The sequence below is a fragment of the Butyricicoccus sp. OF27-2pH9A genome (assembly GCF_027693185.1).
In the GTDB taxonomy this organism is placed as follows: Bacteria; Bacillota; Clostridia; order Oscillospirales; family Butyricicoccaceae; genus Agathobaculum; species Agathobaculum butyriciproducens.
Genome location: NZ_JAQEXK010000015.1, coordinates 38,503 through 59,060, shown reverse-complemented (window position 1 = coordinate 59,060; position 20,558 = coordinate 38,503). Strand labels below are relative to the sequence as shown.

The 20,558-nt window shown below is 56.0% G+C and carries 12 protein-coding genes; 5 read left to right on the top strand and 7 right to left on the bottom strand.

Annotated elements, in window-relative coordinates:
* Positions 1-22 precede the first annotated feature (22 nt).
* The 3 genes from PG722_RS11260 to PG722_RS11250 all read left to right on the top strand — a co-directional run bounded on the left by PG722_RS11260 (position 23) and on the right by PG722_RS11250 (position 3,926).
* Entirely contained in the window at positions 23-871 is an 849-nt protein-coding gene (locus PG722_RS11260; RefSeq protein WP_270580589.1) for a hypothetical protein, read from the top strand.
* Between the two features lie 242 nt (positions 872-1,113).
* Entirely contained in the window at positions 1,114-2,484 is a 1,371-nt protein-coding gene (gene trkA / locus PG722_RS11255) for a Trk system potassium transporter TrkA (protein WP_270580588.1), read from the top strand.
* Complete coding sequence (locus PG722_RS11250; protein WP_270580587.1) at positions 2,481-3,926, top strand: TrkH family potassium uptake protein; 1,446 nt, start codon at positions 2,481-2,483, stop codon at positions 3,924-3,926. Before trkA ends, PG722_RS11250 begins: the two co-directional genes overlap by 4 nt.
* 256 nt (positions 3,927-4,182) lie before the next feature.
* Here the strand turns inward: PG722_RS11250 and PG722_RS11245 are convergent, their stop codons facing one another.
* Positions 4,183-4,341 (bottom strand): hypothetical protein, encoded by a 159-nt coding sequence (locus PG722_RS11245; protein WP_199720442.1) that lies wholly within the window; start codon positions 4,339-4,341, stop codon positions 4,183-4,185.
* On the bottom strand, positions 4,319-4,462 hold the full coding sequence (locus PG722_RS11240) for a hypothetical protein (protein WP_270580586.1): 144 nt from the start codon (positions 4,460-4,462) through the stop codon (positions 4,319-4,321). Before PG722_RS11240 ends, PG722_RS11245 begins: the two co-directional genes overlap by 23 nt.
* Before the next feature lie 294 nt (positions 4,463-4,756).
* Between PG722_RS11240 and PG722_RS11235 the strand changes: the two genes are divergently transcribed.
* Both PG722_RS11235 and PG722_RS11230 read left to right on the top strand, forming a co-directional pair.
* Positions 4,757-12,859, top strand: coding sequence for an InlB B-repeat-containing protein (locus PG722_RS11235; protein ID WP_270580585.1), 8,103 nt, complete (start codon positions 4,757-4,759; stop codon positions 12,857-12,859).
* Between the two features lie 401 nt (positions 12,860-13,260).
* A complete protein-coding gene (locus PG722_RS11230) occupies positions 13,261-14,562 on the top strand; it encodes a hypothetical protein (RefSeq protein WP_119191287.1) in 1,302 nt (433 codons plus the stop codon).
* A 63-nt stretch (positions 14,563-14,625) separates the two neighbouring features.
* Here PG722_RS11230 and PG722_RS11225 read toward each other — a convergent pair whose 3' ends face one another.
* The 5 genes from PG722_RS11225 to PG722_RS11205 form a co-directional block, all read right to left on the bottom strand.
* Entirely contained in the window at positions 14,626-15,795 is a 1,170-nt protein-coding gene (locus PG722_RS11225; RefSeq protein ID WP_270580584.1) for a M20 metallopeptidase family protein, read from the bottom strand.
* A gap of 18 nt (positions 15,796-15,813) precedes the next feature.
* Entirely contained in the window at positions 15,814-16,986 is a 1,173-nt protein-coding gene (locus PG722_RS11220; protein WP_270580583.1) for a pyridoxal phosphate-dependent aminotransferase, read from the bottom strand.
* 2 nt (positions 16,987-16,988) lie between these two features.
* Positions 16,989-18,377 carry an FAD-binding oxidoreductase gene (locus PG722_RS11215; RefSeq protein ID WP_270580582.1) on the bottom strand — a complete coding sequence of 463 codons (1,389 nt, stop codon included), beginning with the start codon at positions 18,375-18,377 and terminating at the stop codon, positions 16,989-16,991.
* Between the two features lie 279 nt (positions 18,378-18,656).
* Positions 18,657-19,547, bottom strand: a complete 891-nt coding sequence (locus PG722_RS11210; protein ID WP_270580581.1) for a MetQ/NlpA family ABC transporter substrate-binding protein — start codon at positions 19,545-19,547, stop codon at positions 18,657-18,659.
* A gap of 47 nt (positions 19,548-19,594) precedes the next feature.
* A complete protein-coding gene (locus PG722_RS11205; protein WP_270580580.1) occupies positions 19,595-20,548 on the bottom strand; it encodes an L-lactate dehydrogenase in 954 nt (317 codons plus the stop codon).
* Positions 20,549-20,558 lie beyond the last annotated feature (10 nt).

Sequence of the window (20,558 nt, the reverse complement as noted above, 5' to 3'; positions counted from 1 at the left end):
ATTATTTTAGGGGAACAAAAATATGATCAAACGCATTATTTCCTGTATTGTAAGCACGGTCATCGTGCTCGGTGCCACCATCGCGTATGACCGCACGCCTGCATGCCGCATTGCCGTTATGGAGCAGGTACCGACACAGCTGGCTTCCGTTCTGCCGCGTGCTGCCTCCTATGAACTGGAGCTGCGTACGGAGGAAGGCAACCGCAGCTACACGGTCAACTGCCATGACAAGGACGGCAGCACCTTCCGCTCCTACACCATGCAGACCGTGGAAGGTGAGGAAGAACCGCTCAATTTCACCTATACGGACTACACCTACGACGAAAGCGGCAACTGCACGGATGCTATCACCACCGACAAAACCAACAACTCCACTTTGGAATACCGCCGCAGCTATGACGACAAAAACCGCGTTCTTCGCACGGAAAACTACGAGGACGGCGAACTTTCGGTCTCCTCCGAGACGGTTTACACCGAGGTTGACAACGGTCAGTCCTCTGCCGTCAACACGGTTTACGACGCAGACGGCAACGAGCTGATGGTCGTCCGCATGGGCATGAACACCAACGGCGACGTGCTGTCCTCCCGCACCTACGAGGGCGAGGACAATATCACCTCCTCCACCGACAACCGCTACGACAGTCAGGGACGGCTCATCCAGTCAGTCACCGTAGACGAGAGCGGCATCGTGTTCGAAGTGCTCACCGTATACTCGATGGACGGCAAAACGCAGACCACCCGCTCGACTATCGAAGGCGGCACCCTCTCGACCGATACCCGTACCTTTGATGATAACGGCAATCTGGTCTCCATGCACCAGACCGACAGCGACGGCTACGCAAGCGATACCACTTATACACAGTTTAAGTAACCTGTAGCGGAACTTTAATCCGCAGTGAAAACCACCCATTCGGGTGGTTTTTCCTTTTTTCGGACATACTATCATCAGCTATGTACCGACCATTTCTCCCTATTTGTCGTTTTTCCGCTAAACTCCTGCAAAATTCCTGTCTGGATATTGCTTTTTCTCGGTCAAACCGCTATAATCGCTATATGCGTATCAAGACTGTGTCAACAGGGCACAGCTATAGAGAAATAGATCGGAGGTGCGCTATGCGCATCATTATTGTAGGCTGCGGCAAAGTCGGCTCGGAGCTGGCGGGACAGCTCAGCGCAGCCGGACACGACCTGACACTGGTTGACCTGTCCGAGCGCCGTCTGGATGAGCTTTCCAACACATACGACCTTGCTACAGTAAAGGGCAGCGGCACCAGCTATCACATTCTGCGTGAAGCCGGCGTGCAGGATACCGACCTGCTTATCGCCGTTACCACCCATGACGAAATCAATCTGCTTTCCTGCCTGATCGCTCGTAAAGCATCCGGCTGCCACGCCATCGCGCGTGTGCGCGATCCGGAATATGTATCCGACCTCGGCTTTATCCGCGATGAGCTGGGTATTTCGATGGTCATCAACCCCGAGCTGTCCACCGCGCGTGTTGTTTCGCGTCTGATCCGCTTCCCGTCGGCCATCAGCGTCAGCACGTTTGCCCGCGGACGCATCGAGCTGCTCGACCTCAAAATCCCGCACGAGTCCCGCCTGGACGGCATGGCGGTCTGCGAGGTCAATCCTCTGCTCCGCACGGACGTGCTGCTGTGCATGGTCCGCCGCGACGGTCAGACCTATATCCCGAAGGGCGACTTCATCCTGCACGAGAACGATAACATCACCGTCATCATTCCGCCGCACGAGCAGAACGAATTTTTCGAGAAGGTCGGTCTGCCGGTCAAGCGCATTTCCTCCGCGATGCTGGTCGGCGGCGGCAAAATCTCGTACTTTCTTGCGAAGATCCTGCTGGATTCCGGCATTGCAGTCAAGATTATCGAAAACAAACTTGAACGCTGCGAAGCGCTTTCCGAAATGCTCCCGAACGCGACCATCATCTACGGCGACGGCACCGACCGCGACCTGCTCGACGAGGAGGGTCTGGCGACCTGCGAGGCGTTTGCGGCGCTCACCGGCATGGACGAGGAGAACATTCTGCTCGCGCTGCACGCCGGCCGTCATTCCCGTGCCAAGCTGTTTACCAAGGTTAACCGTGTGAACTTTGAGGAAGTCATCGCCAGCATGCCGATCGGCAAGGTGATTCGCCCCAAGCAGACCACCGCCGAGCTGATCAGCCAGTACACCCGCGCCATGCAGAACTCGATGGGCTCCAACGTGGAGACCCTGCATCAGCTGGACGGCGCAGAAGCGCTTGAATTCCGTGTTGCGGCGCACCACCTCACCGGTGTTCCCCTGCAGGATATGCCGATTCGTCCGGATGTTCTGCTGTGCTGCATCAACCGCAAGGGCAAGCGTATCATTCCGCGCGGCCACGATGTGCTGCATGAAGGCGATACGGTTATCGTCGTTTCCACCTTCGAGGGCATGAACGACCTTCAGGATATCTTCCTGCCGACAACCAGAGGGAGCGGAAGATGAATTTCGCAATCGTCCGCTATCTGATCGGCTGGCTGATGGGCATTGAGTCCCTGTTCCTGCTGCTGCCCGCGTTTACCGCGGTCATTTACCGTGAACCCGAGCTGCCTGCCTATATCGCCACCGCACTGATTTGTATGGTCGGCGCAGGCATTCTGTGTGAATATAAGCCGAAAAACACCAAGTTCTACGCACGCGAAGGCTTTGTGGCAGTCGCGCTGTGCTGGCTGGTGCTGGCCGTGACAGGTGCCCTGCCGTTCGTGCTCAGCCGCGAGATTCCGTTCGCAGTAGATGCGATTTTCGAGGCCGCATCCGGCTTCACCACCACCGGCGCTACCATTCTCGGCGATGTGGAGGCGCTTTCGCATGCCTCCATGCTATGGCGCTGCCTGATGCACTGGGTCGGCGGCATGGGCATTCTGGTGTTCATGCTGATCGTCCTGCCGCTGGCAGGCGGTCAGACCATTTATCTGATGCGTGCGGAAAGCCCGGGACCCTCGGTCTCCAAAATATCGCCGCACATGCGCGATACCGCGCTTATCCTGTACGCGATTTACTTTGGACTGACCGTTCTGCAGATTATTCTGCTGCTGCTCGGCGGCATGCCGATGTTCGATGCCATCTGCGTTTCACTCGGCACGGCAGGCACCGGCGGCTTCGGCAACTGGAATGATTCCATCGCGCACTACGACAGCGCCTACCTGCAGAATGTCATCTCGGTCTTTATGATTCTTTTCGGTATCAATTTCAACGCGTATTTTCTGCTTTTGACCCGCAAATTCAAGCAGTTGTTCAAAATCGAGGAGATTCGCGTGTACCTCGGCGTGATTGCCGTATTCACCACGCTGATTGCCTTCAATGTGCGCGGCTGCTTCAGTTCGCTGCGCGAGAGCTTCCACCATTCCCTGTTTCAGGTTGCGTCTATCATCACGACCACCGGTTTTTCAACCGTGGACTTTAACCAGTGGCCCGCATTCAGCAAGCTGCTGATCGTGCTGCTGATGTTCATCGGCGCGTGTGCCGGTTCTACCGGCGGCGGCATGAAATGCTCGCGCATCCTGCTGCTGTTCAAGGGCGTAAAGAAGGAAATGATGTCGCTGATTCATCCGCGTCTGGTGCGCGTGCATAAAATGGACGGACAGCGCGTCCAGCACGAGGTCATGCGCTCGGTCAATGCCTTTCTTGTGGCATATCTGATCGTCATTGCCACTTCCATCCTCATTGTCAGCCTGCACTGTGAGGATATGGTAACCAGCTTCACCTCGGTCGTTACCTGCATCAACAACGTCGGTCCGGGACTCAATCAGGTCGGTCCGGCAGCCAACTTCAGTGCGCTGCACCCGCTGAGTAAAATCGTGCTGACTTTCGATATGCTCGCCGGTCGTCTGGAGCTGTTCCCCATGCTTCTGCTGTTTGCACCCGAAACGTGGAGAAGAAACCGATAAAAAAGCTGCCGCTAAACGTATACCGTTTAGCGGCTTTTGCGTGCATATCGACCGACCACAAATCGTTCCGGTGCTCCACCGACACACCTGAATCATCGCGGCAGAATATGTCGAGATGGGGTTTTCCGGTTACTCAGGGGTATCTATCTCTTTGGGTAACATAATGGTTTTCGGCATATCGAGCATGCTGAGCAGTTCCTCGGTAAAATAAAAGGAATTGCGGTCTCCCTGCTCAAAATCAGATACGGATAGGGTTTCAGTTCATCGAGCGTGATGCACTTCCGGTCTGTGTTTCCCGCAGGGTAAAACCGTACCGGTCCGCGTCATACTCCTTGACAACCTCGTCGAATGCGTTCACCGCAAACGAATAGTGCTGACATGACACGCAGAACTTAGGCACGCGCTTTCGGCCCACGCCCGAAGTGCTCCTGCATGATGTCTGCCTGCTCGAGCAGCATACGCGCAAACGAAAGCAGTGCCGCACGCATCCGTGCTCTGCCCGCACGGTTCCGCGCACTGGCGGAAAAGCAGCGCATGCGCCTTTCACCCCGGTTTTGTCACCTGACAAAACCGGGGTGTTTTTTACTGCATTTTATCCACATCCTGTTGATAACTTTTGTGGATTGTGTGTCATTTTTTTGCAGAATTTACGCGTGTTTCACGCTGTTTTTCCTATCGGTGTATTTCGTGTCGAAAATCGGACATTTCGTGTATCCGGCCGCACAACGGGCTGCAAAGCTGCTATGATAAATGCAGGCAATTTTTAGTCTCTTTTCTGCAGGCGCGGCTCGTTCCACTGCACCGCAGAATGGGAAAAGGAGGAATATACCATGAAATTCAAACGCGGCATAAGCCTTGCTCTGGCACTGGCGATCATCTCCGGCATGGGCGGCTCGCTTGATATCCGCGCAGCGGCAGCGGATACCGGCAGCTCGGACGCGCTTGCGGCGCTCGGCATAGATTCGAGCAAAGCGCCCGATGGCTTTAATGCCAACGACCCCAGCAACCCGTATGGCCGCAATACCATCAAGGTTACACCGGTGTACGAGCTGTATACCGTTGGTCTGACGAATGATGTTCTGCCGTCGGATAAAATCGACCTGGACAAGTGTGAAAGCGCAGAGAAATGCAATACAAGCGTTTCCCAGTCCAACCAGAAGGACAATACCCTTCAAAGCACGCTGTATGGCAATAATGATAACACATCTACTCAGGCTCAGCAGTTTTTGAGCGCTCAGAAGCAGACCCAAACTATTTCTGAGGGTAAAACCACCTCTACCGGCACATACGCACAGTTCCCGGTGGGCAGCAAGGGCACTGACGGCTATGCCACCAAGGGCTATCTGACCGGCATGACCAATGCCACTACCAAGCTGAACGACAAGACCGATTACGCCATGGCAGACGTAGCCGCAGGCCATTTCACCTCGGACAAGGACGCAAAGTCCTCGCAGACGGTCATGGTTTACGCCGGTGACCTGAGCGCGAAAGGCGGTCTGTACCTGCGGTTCGGCAATGCGACAACCGGTGAGTACGGCAAGCCGATCACGCTGCTCGACACCAGCAAGAAAATCGGCAACCCGACCCTCAAGGACAACTCCGAGACGGTTAACGGTGAAACGACCGAAGCCAAGCTGGTCGAAAACTTCGCGGAAAATCCGTATCAGCTGAAAAACTACCTGCAGGTAGCTACCGGCGACTGGGACAACGACGGTAAGGACGAGGTTGCGGTCTATGTGCCGGAGGTCGGCAATTCCCGCATTGAGATTTACGACCTGCAGACTGACGATTACTCCAATCCCTCTAACTGGAGACAGGCGTGGACGTACTTCTTCCGTGAGGGCAGTGTCGTTTCCAACATGATCTCTTTCGTCAGCGGTGACGTCAACCAGGACGGCGTAGACGATCTCGCCTGCACCTGGGGTTACTACTACGGTCCGCAGCAGAACGCAGGCTCGCGTGCCGTTGTTATGTTCGGCTCCACAAGCGCGCACATGCTGCAGAGCTCGCAGGAATTCCCGCTGACCTATGAGGGCAGCAATCTGGTCCGCGCATCCTTCGCCTTCGGCGATATGACCGGCGGCGGCAAAACGCTGATCCTGGCGGCTCAGTCGGATGCCGACCTCAAGGCAAATAAGCAGAACACACGCTATGTAGGCTTGTACGCATGGAACGGCGTCACCTTCAAGCCGTCTGTCTCTAAGAATTTCGATCTGTTCTCCAAGGATAAGGACAAAAACTATATTTACAGCGCAATGCAGAATCACATCGAAAACGGCACCGACGTTTTCCATTCTCTGCCGCTGTGCCCGGCCAATACGGCGATTATCTCCCGTCCGACCGCAGGCGAAACAAACGATGGCGGCAAAACCAGTGATCTGCTGTACTTTGACAGCCTTGTCATCTCCTGCGATGAGAACGGTCTGAATATCAAGCAGGCACTCGACAACACGGCCGCTATGCCGAGTGAGGACTACGTTGAGTACGATGCATCCGCAGGCTCTGTGACCACCGCGGTGGATAAAGACAACAACACCGCAGGTTCGGGTACGCTGTTCACCCTGACGCAGACCATGTCCAAGGATGAGAACAAGCAGTCTGATAAGTACACGGTAGACGGTAAGGTTCCGCATTACGAGCTCCGCTACTACTACAAAAACTGGCTGCACAAGCTGTTCAAGATTCGCTCCTCCTACTGGGCGTTCACCGGTACATACGATACTGTAAACAAGGAAACAAACTCCACATACAACAAGCGTACTCCCGGTACAACCAGACTTTCGACCGTCAACCTGTTTGACGGCTCTCAGCCGGTAAAAACCGATGTCAACAGCTCGTACACGCTCTGTCTCGCCAACACGGACGACGATACCAGCTACATGACCTACACCGGCAAGCACTATTACACCTACTCCGATCCGCAGGTTCTGGCGGTACTGGCTTCGCCTCCGTACTTCTCCGATCTGCTCGACCGCGATGACCTGTCCGGCAACTATGCCGAGTCCTCCACCACCTACTCGAGCATGAAGGGCACCGAGAACGGCACCAGCTCCTCCTCTACTATCTCGGTCGGCGCGTATGTCTCCTTTGAGCAGGAATTCTCGGTATTCGGCGTTAAGATCGGCAGCGTTGAGGCAGAAGCCGCCTTTACCTCCGGTTTCACCTACGAGACCGAGCACACCTCCTCGCTCGAGCAGTCCATCACCTACGAGACAACCTCCGGCGAGGACAGAGTGGCGTTCTATTCCATCCCGATGGAGATTTACGAGTACACCTCCTACATCCCGGATGGAACAGGCAAATACACGAAAGTAACCTCCACCGTTTCCATCCCGCACGAAGCCTCGATCGGTCTGATCGACCTGTCCGACTACGAAAACATTGCCGAGGATTACAGCGTGCTGCCATCCATTTCGGGCAGCGTGCTGACGCATACGATCGGTGATCCGTCCAGCTATCCGAGCGCACCAAGTGCAGGCTCCAAGGCTTATGACGGTAAGCCGGCTAGGGTTGACTTCACCGCGGCAGGCGGCGGCTCCGGCATCACGCAGGAGATCAGCTTCTCCACCTCGGACAGCAAAAACTACACCAACACCACCTCTATCGAAACCAAGGCCGGTGCAGGCGCAGGCGGCGTAACCGCAGGCGTTGTGGCAGGTTCGGAACACTCTGCCGGCAAGGTGTCTGTCAACACCGCAGGCGGCTCGTTCTCCGGTTCGCTGCAGAACATGCCGATTGAAGCAAAACCATACGGCTACGGCATGAACTGGCGCATCTTCTGCTATAACTACCGCAGCGGCAATCAGGCGTTCCCGGTTGTTACCTATGCGGTAACCGAGCCGCAGGCTCCGTCTCCGCTGCCGGAGGATTTTGAGCAGGATGTTGCGAAAACCACCGATGATTCCGTTACCCTGACGTGGACCTACGACAAGATCGTTTCCGGCTTCCAGCTGTACCGCTACTACAACTTCCCGGATGGCTCCGGCCGCAAGGAACTCGCATTTGTGCCGTTCACCGATGGTGAGCGTCACGATGACGGCACCTACACCTTCAGCTACACGGATAAGAATCTGTCTCCCTATACCGAGTATGAATATCAGATTCAGACCCGCAACAACAACAAGGCTGAGCAGCAGCGCAACAGCATTTACAGCGAACCGCTGACCTGCCGCACCAAGACCACAGCAGGCTATCCCGATATTTCGGTATACATTGATGGCAAGAAAGATAAAACGGAGCTGCCGATCTATCCGGATTCTCTGGCAACCGCAACGGTTAAGTATAACAAAGACAATCAAAATCCGGCTGGCGGCAAGTACAACAGCGTAAGCTATCAGTGGCAGAAGCTGAACAATGGTTCCTGGACCGAGATTGCCGGCAGCACCTCCGATACGCTGAGCATCGAAAACGCCGGTTCTGCCGACAAGGGCACTTACCGCTGCCGACTGAATGTACTCTACTACGATAACACCTCCAAGACCGAGTACAGCATTTCCGCTTACTCGCCCGAAATCAACACGGTTTACAGCAAACGCACACCTAAGTGTGAGCTGACGGTTACGGCAGAGAATGTACAAAAAGGCGACACTGCTCAGTTTGACCGCACGCTGCATATCAATGCTAAGATGAGTTCCACGTCTGCTACCTCCACCATCCCGACCGGCACGCTCAGCTTCCTGATTCGCGGCACGGACTTCTCTACCACAGTTGCGGCTGAGATTGACAAAACCGGCAACGTTACAAAGGACGTTATCGTGCCCGCAGACGGTGCATACACGGTTACCCCGTATTATCCGGGCAGCTATGTATTCAAGGATATGAGCAACGCGGAAGGCAAGATGGTTCTCGTTGGCGAGAACGCGACCGGCTATCAGCTGACGCTCACCAACGGCAAGGATAACAACAGCGTCACCCGCTTCACCTACGGCGATACGGTAACGCCGTCGCTCTCCCGCATGAGCAAGGATACGAAGGGTCTGCAGAAGGTCAATAACGCGACCTTCAAGTACGCGGTTTCCGGTTCCAAGGATTCGCAGCCGCTGACAGAGAACAATAAGCTGAATGTCGGCACTTACACGCTGTATGCTTATGCAAGCGGCGAATCCAAGCCGGTTGCGGAAACTGAGTTTACCGTTGTTCAGCGTGCCGTTACGCTGCGCGTTGTCACCCCGAAGGACGGCGTTGCACAGGATAAGGTCAACCCGAAAGACAAGAATCAGCTTTCTCTCACGGCAGACACGAAAAACATGACTGCTGATGAGATTGCTGCTCTGCACCTTGACTATGCCGCAGTCAACACCGCAGGCAACGAGGTAACGCTCGCGCCGAACATTGCACCCAGCAACTACACGGTTTCTCCGTGCAAGACTACTGAAACCAACGAAACGCTGTACAATAACTACGAATTTACCTTTATCCCCGGTGTTTACACGGTAAACGGCCTGACTTACATCCTGACCCTCAAGGCTGAGGACTTCGGCGAAGGCGCAAACAAGCACTCTGTCGGTTCTGCGTCGATCATTACCGCAGGTCTCAATCCCGGCAAGGCGGATGACGGCAGTGCAATCTCCAGCTTTACTGCAAACACCGATGTTACCCTGACGGCTGTGCCGGATGCAGGTTATGCAGTCGATTACTGGACCTATGACGGCAAGGAAATCGAGAACAGCAAGGAGAAGAACTCGGTTACTATCAAGACCCTTGCAAAACCGGCATCTGTTTTGGTTTACTTCAAGACCACCAATACCAAACTGAATGCTTCCGTTCAGAATAAGCAGGGCGGTACACTCAAATGCACGGATGAAAATGGCTCCGAAAGCCTCAAGAACTTCCCGGCTTACATTGCCAGCGGTGCAAAGTTTAACTTCACCGCAACGCCGAACCCCGGCTGGCACTTCAAGCAGTGGATTCTCTCGAAACGCGGTGCAAACAGTTATCCGTCCGGCACTCCGCACGATAACGGCTCCAACACGCTCTCTGTTGAGGTTGGCGTGCAGGATATTGATCTGGCTGCCGTATTCGAGCGCGACAGCTACACGCTGACGCTGGAAGGTGAGCTGACCGCAAGCTATCAGACGGTTGATCCGGACGATACCTCCAAAACGCTCACCAAGTCTCTCAAGAGCGGCGAAAGCGTCACCGGTGATACGAAGATTACGGTAGCGCCCAAGGCTGGCTATGCTGCCGCCAAGGACGAGACCTATCAGGTGAACGGCAAGGCTGTTGAAGCAGGAAAACTCAACGCTGACGGCAGCTATACCTTCCCCATCACTGAGAATACCAAGGTTTCGCTCAAGACCGACCGTGCCGCATTTGCGATTACCACACCGAAAATGGAGCATGGCACGATCATTGCAACCGTAGACGGTAACGTTGTGGACGATCTGTCCAAGATTCCCGGCGGCAGCAAGGTTGAGCTGCAGGCACGCGCAGAACGCGGCTGGCATTTCAAGAACTGGGTCGTAAACAATACTGCTCAGGATGAAGCTACGGCAAAGACCAACGGCACTTATACCATCAGCGAACTGGCTGGCGATCTGTCCATCAGCGCTGAATTTGCCGAGAGCGATTCCTACACCGCCAAGGCTACCGCTGCGGCCGGCAACGGCACCGTAAAATACACGCTGTATGATATCTACGGCAAGGAAGTTGAGACCGAGGCTATGCCCGCAGAAGGCGTAACCATTTATAAGGATGAGGAAATCACCTTCCATGCAGTGCCGAAGACTGGCTATCAGGTTGAACAGTGGGAAGTAAACGGCAAAAAGACTGCCGGAAACTCCAAAACCAATCCGGAAGGCAAAATCCGTGCGGACAAGAATATTACTGCAACCGTATACTTTAAAGTTACGGCAAGCTATCAGCTTACTTTCGGCACCTTTGATGCGAACGGCCATCTGACCGCCAAGATTGACGACACCGCGATTAACTCTCAGACCAAGCAGCCGAACAGCAGTGAAATCACCTTCACTGCAGCACCGAACACCCAAAAGATGGTCGAAAAGTGGACGGTTACCCAGGGTGACATTACCGCAGCCGAAAACGATGCTGCTGTACAGGTTGATGGTGTAAATCTTGTCGATCCAATTTATATTCACACACTCGATGCCAACCAGACCATCCGCGTTCACTTCACCGACCTTGAGCAGTACAACGCAGCAATCACCGGCACGAACGGCACCGGCAACTTCACCTACACCACGCCGATTCAGCCAACCGACACCGGTGCAGTCAACAGCACATCCGCTCAGGTTCGCAAGAACGGCACGGTCAAGCTGACGCTCACGCCGAGCACAAACTGTGTCGGCACCGCCGAGGAGATCAAGTCCGAACTCGAGAAGGCGGCTCCGAATGCCGTTGTTTCCGTAACCGAGAATAACGGCAGCTTTGAAGCGGTTATCCGCAACGTAACGGAAGCTCTGACGGTCAACACCGACAATCTGTTCCACAAGACCTACGCAATCACGGCCAATAAGGCCGAAAACGGCAGCGTTTCCGCTTCTGCGGCACGCGCCAAGGCCGGCGACACGGTAACGCTCACTGCAACACCCGCAAGCGGCTATCAGTTGAAAACCCTGACGCTGGCACCGGAGACCGCACTCGACAAGACGGTTTCCGCGTCCACCCTGACCTACACCTTCACCATGCCGGCAAATGATATTACTGTCACCGCAGCCTTTGCCGCCAAGCCGAGCAGCGGCGGCGGTGCAGGCGGCGGCGGTGGAGCGGGCGGCGGCGGTGCTGCACCGGCTCCGTCCGACAACGGCTCGTCCTCCATCACTGCACCGGACGGCACCAAGATTCCCGCAACGGTTGCGGTAAAGAACGGCACCGCAGCGGTTTCTGCCGACAGCTCCAAGCTGACTGCGGTTTCCGGCAAGGATTCGCTGACGCTTGATCTGTCCGCAGACTCCACCGTACGCGCGGTATCGCTCACCGGCGATGTGGTAGCTGCTCTTGCCGGTGCAAAGAACGGCGCAGTGCTTACCCTGCCGAACGGCACGGTTACACTCGACCGTGAGACGCTGACCGCACTCGGCAGCGCCGCACAGGCTGACGGTATGGCAAGTATTTCGCTCGCTTCCGCTGACAAGTCCTCCCTGACTGACGCACAGCGCAAATACCTGCCGAAGAACAGCACCATCCTGAACATTTCTGCACAGGTACAGCCGAAAAACGGCACTGCAACCCATGTTCACGCGCTGAACGGCACGGCTGCGATTTCTGTGGCATACACCCTCAAGAGCGGCGAGAACGCCGATCATCTGGTTGCATACTATCTTGCTGAGGACGGCTCGTTTGAAAAGCTGCCTGTCATTTATGATGCAGCGACCGGAAAGGCTACCTTTAAGACCACCCACTTCTCCACCTTCGTTATCACCCACGAGTACAGCAGCGACTTCTCCGATGTCAACCTGCGCAAGTGGTTCTACAACGAGGTCAACACTGCACTCGAGAACGGCTGGTTCAAGGGCCTGACCGCAACCAAGTTCGGTCCGGATGACGGCATGACCCGCGCAATGCTGGTTCAGGTGCTCTACCGCATGAGCGGCAGCAAGGCCGCTTCCACCGCACAGTTCACCGATGTGGCGGACGGCAAGTGGTACGCAGAAGCCATCGCATGGGCCTCCGAAAACGGCATTGTCAACGGCTTCACCGACGGCAGATTCCAGCCGGATACGCTGATCACCCGTCAGCAGCTGGCGGCCATCCTGTACCGCTACGATACCTATCGCGGTCATACGCCGCAGGGCAGCGCAGCACTCGATGGCTACGCAGACGCGGCTTCTGTCGAGTCGTGGGCTGCTGAAGCAATGAGCTGGGCGAACAGCAACGGTCTGGTAACCGGCGTTACCCCGACTACGCTCGTGCCGAACGGCACCGCAACCCGTGCTCAGGTAGCGGTTATCCTCAGCCGCTACACCGACCAGTAATCCCATCCGATCCATACCTCCCAACGGATATGGTATGAACAACCGCCCTGCAAGGGCAGACAATACCGACAGCGCCTGAAGACGCACACAAGCGACACCAATCAAAAATGGTGTCGCTTGTTTTTTGCTTCTCACACGGAATACGCTCACGCGAGAACGAATCGAACAGCCGCGGCAGAAATTCCATGCCCATATGTCAGCTTCTTTTCCGACGTGATATACTCTGTCAATCGAATCACAAGTACTTCCAAGCTCATGGCCTCATTATATCGTACATCACGTTCTATATTTGCATAATACTGTGCAAATTCGACTCGTTTTGATTTACAACGTCGTTGAAGGGTGATATACTGAAATTACCAGATAAGATGCGCCGGATTATGCTTTGAGGAGATGCTATAATGACCATGAATGACCCGCTGCTCCGCACGGACAGCTATGCAAAAATCTTCCTGTACAACACCCATGAAACCGTTGCCTGTGTGCCGCGCCACACCATCCGCATGCGCGATAAAGTGCGCCCGGATAAGCTGCGCGAAGCCGTCGAGCAGGCACTGCTGCGCTTTCCGCACATGATGCTGACCGCCGAGCCGACCGAGACCGCGTTCCGCTACCGCCGCAACGTGCAGCCCGCCGTGGTGCTGCCGTTCGATGGCGTATCCACCCGCTACACCATCGGCTCTAAGGATACGAACGGATACTTATTTCTCGTCGGCTACCACGACAAGACCATCTATATGGAGTATCAGCACTCTATCTCGGATGGACGCGGATTCGAGGAGTTTATCCGCTGTGTACTGTTCCAGTACCTGAAAAACTGCGGTTTCCCGGTTGAGAATGACGGCTCTGTGCGCGGCATGGATACCCGCTGGTCTCCCGAGGAGAGCGCAAACGGCTACGAGCAGCTGGCAGACCGTGAATTTTCGCCGGATGGCATCTGGAAAAAGCCGGAGGCTGTTCATGCCCCCGAGGTACAGTGGGGCGCTGACGGCTCCGAGGTCGTCACCGAGGTGACGTTCCCGTTTTCTCAGCTGCACGATTACGCAAAGTCCATCGGCGTCAGTCCGCTGTCTGTACTGGCTCCGCTGATGATGAAAGCGTTTGATGATAAGTTCGGCGGAACGGACAAGCCGGTTATCGCGGAGATTCCGGTCGATCTGCGTCCGCTGCTGCCGACGCTTACCACGCGGTATTTTATTTGCTTTATCGATCTGCCGTATTTTCCGGAGTACCGCGATCTGCCGAATGACGAGGTGTTCCGGCGCACGAAGGCGTTTTTGAAGGATCAGATGCAGCGCGAACAGCTGCTCTATCGTGCAAAAGCCGCCGCAGACCGCTGTGAATTGCTGCATGAGGCAGACATGCCGCTCGCGGAGAAAATGCAGGCGGCACAGAAGGTCACGACTGATTTTGTGCTCGAGGACAGCTTTCTCATTACCAATGTCGGCCGGTTCGCCCTGCCGGAAAGCTGCCGTCCGTATGTGCTCGACTACGGCGCGATTTTGCCGTGCGCGGTGCAGCCGTTCGCGCTGCTGATCTCGTCGTATGGAGATAAAATGAAACTGTCCGTTGCGCAGCGCGACCACGATATGCAGGTTGTCGAGGATTTGTGCGCCGGTCTGCGGCAGCTTGGCATCCAGCCTGAAACACTCAGCTATCCGTTTGTAGTGACACGGTATAACGGACTTGAGTGCGGGATGTAAGTTCAAAACTGTAATTTCAAAAGCAAAACGCTCAGCTATCGTTTGATAGCTGAGCGTTTTGCTTTATCCAAGCCGCGCGACTGTATAGTCGACATACAGACCGGCACCGGTCACAAGCGCATTCTCGTCCACATCGAAGCCGCCGTTATGGTTAGTGATCATCGTGTGCGGAAAATCCGGATTGCCGGTGCCGAGATACGCATACGCGCCCGGCTTATACAGCTCAAACTCGGCAAAATTGTCGCCGCTGAGCGACAGCTCACGGTTGGTGACAACGTGTCCTTCTCCGAGCAGCTCGTCCACGACCCGAGCAGCCTCCTCGCACACCTGCGGGTCATTGACGAGCGCAGCGGCAAAGTCCGTCCACTCGATTTCCGCCGTGCCGCCGTACAGCGCAGCGATGCTCTGCGCTGTCTCACTGACCTGTGCACGGACGCGGTCGCGGCTCTCCTGCGAAATGGTGCGCGTTGTGCCCTCCATTTCAGCAAATGCTGCCACGGCGTTGTAGGTCGTGCCCGCGTTCAGCTTGCCGATACCGATGATGACCGGCTCGGTCGGTGAAGTGCGGCGCGTAACCAGTCCCTGCACTGCCACGACAATCTGGCTGGCGATGTACAGCGCATCTACGCCCAGATGCGGCGTGGAAACGTGCGTGGACTTACCGTGCACGCGAATGCGGAAATGATCGACTGCGGCGTTGTTGATGCCCGGTTTGAGTCCCACCGTGCCTGCCTCCAAATCGTATGCCGTGTGCAGACCGAACACGCGCTCGGCACCCTCCAGCACGCCGGCTGCGACAAACGGCTTTGCACCTTTTCCGATTTCCTCTCCCGGCTGAAACACAAGACGGACCTTTCCGCTGAACGCGTCTCTGTTCTCCGACAGGATTTTCGCGGCACCCAGAAGGCAGGCCGCGTGCGCATCATGGCCGCAGGCGTGCATGACGCCTGCATTCTCCGAGCGATAGACGCACTCATGCGTCTCCTCAATGGGCAGCGCGTCGATATCCGCACGCAGAACCAGCACTTTTCCGTTGTCCTTTGCGCCCTTCAGCGTGCCGAGCACGCCGGTTTCGCCTACGCGCGTGTGCGGAATGCCGAACTTGTCCAGTTCCTCCTCAATGCGCTGTGCCGTGCGGAATTCCTGCAGGCTCAGCTCCGGGTGCCGGTGAAATTCCCGACGGATGGATACGATGTAGTCCTTCGTTTCCGCTGCGGCTTTCTTTACATCCATGACGGCTTTTCCTCCTGTTTATCGGTGTTTCGGTTTGATCTTATCACGCAGACCTTCCAGACGGTTGAGTGCATCGAGCAGCGTCTCGTCCTTCTTGGCAAAATGCAGGCGAATCAGGTTGTTGACCGGCTCACGGAAGAAGCTCGATCCGGGAACCGCGCCTACGCCGACATAATGCGCCAGATCCTCGCAGAACGCAAGATCGCTCTCGTAGCCGAACTCGGCAATATCGAGCAGAACATAGTACGCGCCCTGCGGGTCGGTATGGGTGATTTTGAGATCGTCCAGACCCTTGAGGAACAGATCCTTTTTGTGCGTGTACTTGGCCTGCAGATCGTCGTAGTAGTCCTGACCGAACTTCAGACCGGTAACAACAGCCTCCTGCAGCGGTGCTGCTGCGCCGACGGTCAGGAAGTCATGTACTTTTTTCGCACGGTCGATAATCTCCGGCGGCGCGATGATATAGCCCAGCCGCCAGCCGGTGACGGAATACGTCTTGGAGAGCGACGAGCACGACAGCGTGCGCTCCCACATGCCCGGCAGAGTGGCAAAATAAGTGTGCTTGTTGGGTGCGAATACGATGTGCTCATACACCTCGTCGGTGATAACGTAGGTGTCGTACTTCTCCGCGAGAGACGCGATAATCTCCAATTCTGCACGGGTGAACACCTTGCCGCACGGGTTGGACGGGTTGCACAGAATGATGGCCTTCGGGTGCTGACGGAACGCGTCCTCGAGCACATTTGCGTCAAAGTGGAAATCCGGCGGCACGAGCGGCACATAAATCGGCTCTGCGCCGGACAGAATGGTATCCGCACCGTAGTTCTCGTAAAACGGGGAGAAAATGATAACCTTGTCACCCGGATTGGTGACCGTCATCATCGCAGCCATCATCGCCTCGGTGCTGCCGCAGGTCGTAACGATCTCGGTGTTCGGGTCGATCCTGCGGCCCATGAAATAGGTCTGCTTGGCGGCCAGCGCTTCACGGAAGTTCTGCGAACCCCAGGTGATGGAATACTGGTGGTAATCCTCGTAGGCCACCTGCGCCAGACGGTCGAGCAGCTCCTTCGGCGGCTCAAAGTCCGGGAAACCCTGCGACAGGTTAACCGCGTCATACTGCATGGAAACGCGCGTCATGCGGCGGATGACCGAGTCGGTAAAGCCGGCGGTGCGTTCAGATAAGCTCTGCATGGTTATTTTCCTCCCACAATATAAGATTTCTGATCGTTCAGTATATGCTTCGGGTCGAGCGCGGTCTTGATGGTGTTCATCACGGCAAGATTCTCCTGCGCGGTCTCCCGCAGGAAGTACGACCGCTTGGAAATGCCGATGCCGTGCTCACCCGATGCTACGCCGCCGTAAGAATACGCCTTCGCGTATGCCTGCTCCATGTTGTCGTGCAGTTCACGCTCCCAAGTCTGCTGGTCGCGGCCGTCACGCACCACGCACAGATGCACGTTGCCGTCACCCGCATGACCGAACGCGATCATACGCATACCCGAGGCGGCCTCCAGCTCGTTGATGTAACGTACAAAGTCCGCCGTGTGGCTGATGGGCACGACAATGTCCACCGGCTCCTGCTCGGACACGGCCTCGACCGCCATAACGAGCGCACCGCGCACCTTCCAGATGTCGGCGGCCTGCTCGGCACTGCGGAGCACGATATAGTCGATGGCGCCGTTGTCGAGCGCAAGGCGGCGCACGCGCTCGATATTCGCGTTGACCTCGCTCTCGTGGCCGTCAAACGTCAGCAGAATGTACGAACCGGCATCCGGACGCGGATATTTCACGCCGGAAAAGCTCTCACCGAGGGCTACGACCTTGCGTTCCATGAACTCGACTGCGGTCGGGTTGGCGTTCGCCTGCAGGATAGTCAGCACGCTGCGGATACCCGTGCCGAGGTCAGCAAACGGAACGAGCACGCTCACCGTGGTCTCCGGCTTGGGAAGAAGGCGCAGCAGGCACTTGGTGATGACCGCCAGCGTACCCTCCGAGCCGATGAGCAGGTGCTTGAGCGACAGTCCGCTCGCGTCCTTGACCTGCTTGCCGCCGACTTTCAGCACCGTGCCGTCCGCAAGAACGACCTCCAGCCCGCGCACATAATCGCGTGTTACGCCGTACTTGACCGCACGCATACCGCCCGCGTTGGTGCTGATGTTGCCGCCGATGCTCGAGGCCTTTTCGCCCGGGTCGGGCGGGTAAAACAGACCGTGCTCCTCAACATAGGCCTGCAGATCTTTGAGCAGCATGCCCGGCTCGACGGTGACCGTCATCGTGTTGCGGTCCAGCTCGAGCACGCGGTTCATGCGGGATACATCCAGAATGATACCACCGAACATCGGAATTGTCGAGCCTACCAGATTGGTGCCCGCGCCGCGCGGCGTGACCGGGATGGCGTTTTCGTTGGCGTACCGGAGCACGCCGCTGACCTCCTCGGTCGAGCGCGCGAACACGAGCGCATCCGCCGTGCCGGTGCGGCGGCCGAGCGCATCGCTCAGGTATTCCGCCGGAATATTTTCTGCGAAAAGCAGACGGTCTTCATCCGAAATGATATTCTGCAAAGCCTGTTTGCTTACTTCCATTGCTGTTTCCTCCTGCCAATTCCTGTCGCGAAACTACAGTTTCGCCGACAAGAGGAACGGACCGTAGGCCGTTCCAAAGTCGTCCGAAAGTTCCTATACAGAAACTTTCTCCCTCTTAAAGCATAAAAACGGTGATACATGCTCCCCGTTTTTATGAATTTGTTTCACAAATTCTATCAAATGCGCGCTTACGCGCGGAAAACCCAATCCGATATCACACTGCATTTGATAGATTGAATGCCGCCGGTTGTTTCCGGCGGCATTGGGAACGATTATGCATTACTTGTCTGCCAGCAGATCCTGATCCCAGCCTGCCTTGATGAAGTAGCCGCCGAACTGGTCATTGAATACTGCCTCGGTCTTATCAGACTGGAACGCTGCAACAACCTTCTTGTAGGTCTCCAGCTTGTCTGCATCCTCAAGGTCAGCGGAACGTGCTGCGATCAGATTCCAGTACTCCTCGATGTCCAGCTGGTCATCCTTGTAGATGGCGTCCTCGGTCTTAAGACCGAAATCCAGTGCGTAGTTGCCGTTTACAACAGCTGCGGTAACGTCAGCCAGCGTGGACGGGATTACGTTAGCCTTCAGCTCCTCGATGGTGATCTTGGTGTTGTAGGTCTCAATGTCGTCGATGGTCGGGTTGAACTCGGCGCTGTCCTTCAGCTTGATCAGGCCCGCAGCTTCCAGAACCTTGAGGGCGCGGCCGCCGTTGGTTACATCGTCCGGAATGGCTACGGTGTCGCCGTCCTTAAGCTCATCAACCGACTTAACCTTGTCGGAGTACAGGTTCAGCGGGATGATAAAGGTGTTGCCGATATTCTCGATCTCATAGCCGTAGTTGTCGATCTCGCTCTGCAGGTAAATACGGTGCTGGAAAGCGTTCAGATCGATCTCGCCGTTAGCGAGTGCGTTGTTCGGGGTAACGTAGTCCGAGAACTGTACGAACTCAAGGTCGATGCCCTCGTCAGCCAGCTTTTCTTTGGCTGGCGTCCACAGATCCTCGTAGATGCTGCCGACTACGCCGAGCTTTACGGTTACGGCATCGCCGGAATTGCTGTCGGATGCCTGTGCATTATCGGAAGCTGCGCTGCTCGAGCCGCCGCAGGCGGTCAGGGACAGGGCGAGGGTTGCTGCGGACAGGGACAGTGCAATGATTCTTTTGAGCTTCATTTTAGGTGCCTCCATTATTGTGAAATAAAATTTTTAATTGACTGCTTTTATAATGTGAGCGACAGCTGATAATTCTCGCTCATGGTCTTGCAGGATGCGTTAAACTTCTCCTGCTCCTCCGGGGTGAGGTGCAGCTCAATGATCTCTGCGATGCCGTCGCGACCCACGATAGCGGGCACGCTAGCGTACACATCGTGCTGACCGTATTTGCCGTCCAATAGAACAGAAACCGAAAGAACGCGGTTCTCGTTGTAGAAGATGGCGCGAACGACCTCTGCGGCAGAAGCGCCGATGCCGAACTCGGTGCACTGCTTGCCGCGCAGGATGGTCCAGCCGCCTTCACGGCCTGCGTCAGCAAGCGCATCCAGGTCGAGCCTGCCGAACGTGTCCGGATACTCCTCGCGCCACTGGGAAAGCGGCTTGCCCGCGATGGTGACAGCCGACCATGCGACCATCTGGCTTTCGCCGTGCTCGCCGAGCGCGTAAGCGGTGATGGATTTCTGGTCAATGCCGGTTTCCTGTGCGATGGCGCGGCGCAGTCTTGCGGAATCCAGCGTGGTGCTGGTGGAGAAAATGCGTTCCGGCGCCCAGTTCAGCGTGTGCTGAATGTAATGCGCGATAACGTCCGCCGGATTGGAGATATTGACGATAATACCGTCAAAACCGGATTCTTTGATGGATTTTGTTACATCCTTCAAAATGGCGATGGTCTGTCCCAGGGTGTCCATGCGGGTCTGATTGCCGGTCGGCAGCGGGCCTGCCGAAATGATCATAATCTGTGCGTCCTTAGCATCGCTGTAGTCACCCGCGGTGACCTTGGTGCGAACCGGAAGGTAATTGGTCGCATCGGTCAGGTCGAACGCCTGTGCGACTGCCTTTGCGTGATCGGAGTCAATGTAGACAATCTCGTCTGCCAAACTCTGCGAAATCAGTGCGTAGCCGACATGGGAGCCGACATGGCCTGCACCGACAATAACAACTTTACGATTGGAAATACTCATGTCAGACACT

Coding starts and splice junctions, on each gene's coding strand:
- PG722_RS11260 (WP_270580589.1), top strand. CDS start 23: ATGATCAAACGCATTATTTCCTGTATTGTAAGCACGGTCATCGTGCTC.
- trkA (WP_270580588.1), top strand. CDS start 1,114: ATGCGCATCATTATTGTAGGCTGCGGCAAAGTCGGCTCGGAGCTGGCG.
- PG722_RS11250 (WP_270580587.1), top strand. CDS start 2,481: ATGAATTTCGCAATCGTCCGCTATCTGATCGGCTGGCTGATGGGCATT.
- PG722_RS11240 (WP_270580586.1), bottom strand. CDS start 4,462: ATGCGCTGCTTTTCCGCCAGTGCGCGGAACCGTGCGGGCAGAGCACGG.
- PG722_RS11235 (WP_270580585.1), top strand. CDS start 4,757: ATGAAATTCAAACGCGGCATAAGCCTTGCTCTGGCACTGGCGATCATC.
- PG722_RS11230 (WP_119191287.1), top strand. CDS start 13,261: ATGACCATGAATGACCCGCTGCTCCGCACGGACAGCTATGCAAAAATC.
- PG722_RS11225 (WP_270580584.1), bottom strand. CDS start 15,795: ATGGATGTAAAGAAAGCCGCAGCGGAAACGAAGGACTACATCGTATCC.
- PG722_RS11220 (WP_270580583.1), bottom strand. CDS start 16,986: ATGCAGAGCTTATCTGAACGCACCGCCGGCTTTACCGACTCGGTCATC.
- PG722_RS11215 (WP_270580582.1), bottom strand. CDS start 18,377: ATGGAAGTAAGCAAACAGGCTTTGCAGAATATCATTTCGGATGAAGAC.
- PG722_RS11210 (WP_270580581.1), bottom strand. CDS start 19,547: ATGAAGCTCAAAAGAATCATTGCACTGTCCCTGTCCGCAGCAACCCTC.
- PG722_RS11205 (WP_270580580.1), bottom strand. CDS start 20,548: ATGAGTATTTCCAATCGTAAAGTTGTTATTGTCGGTGCAGGCCATGTC.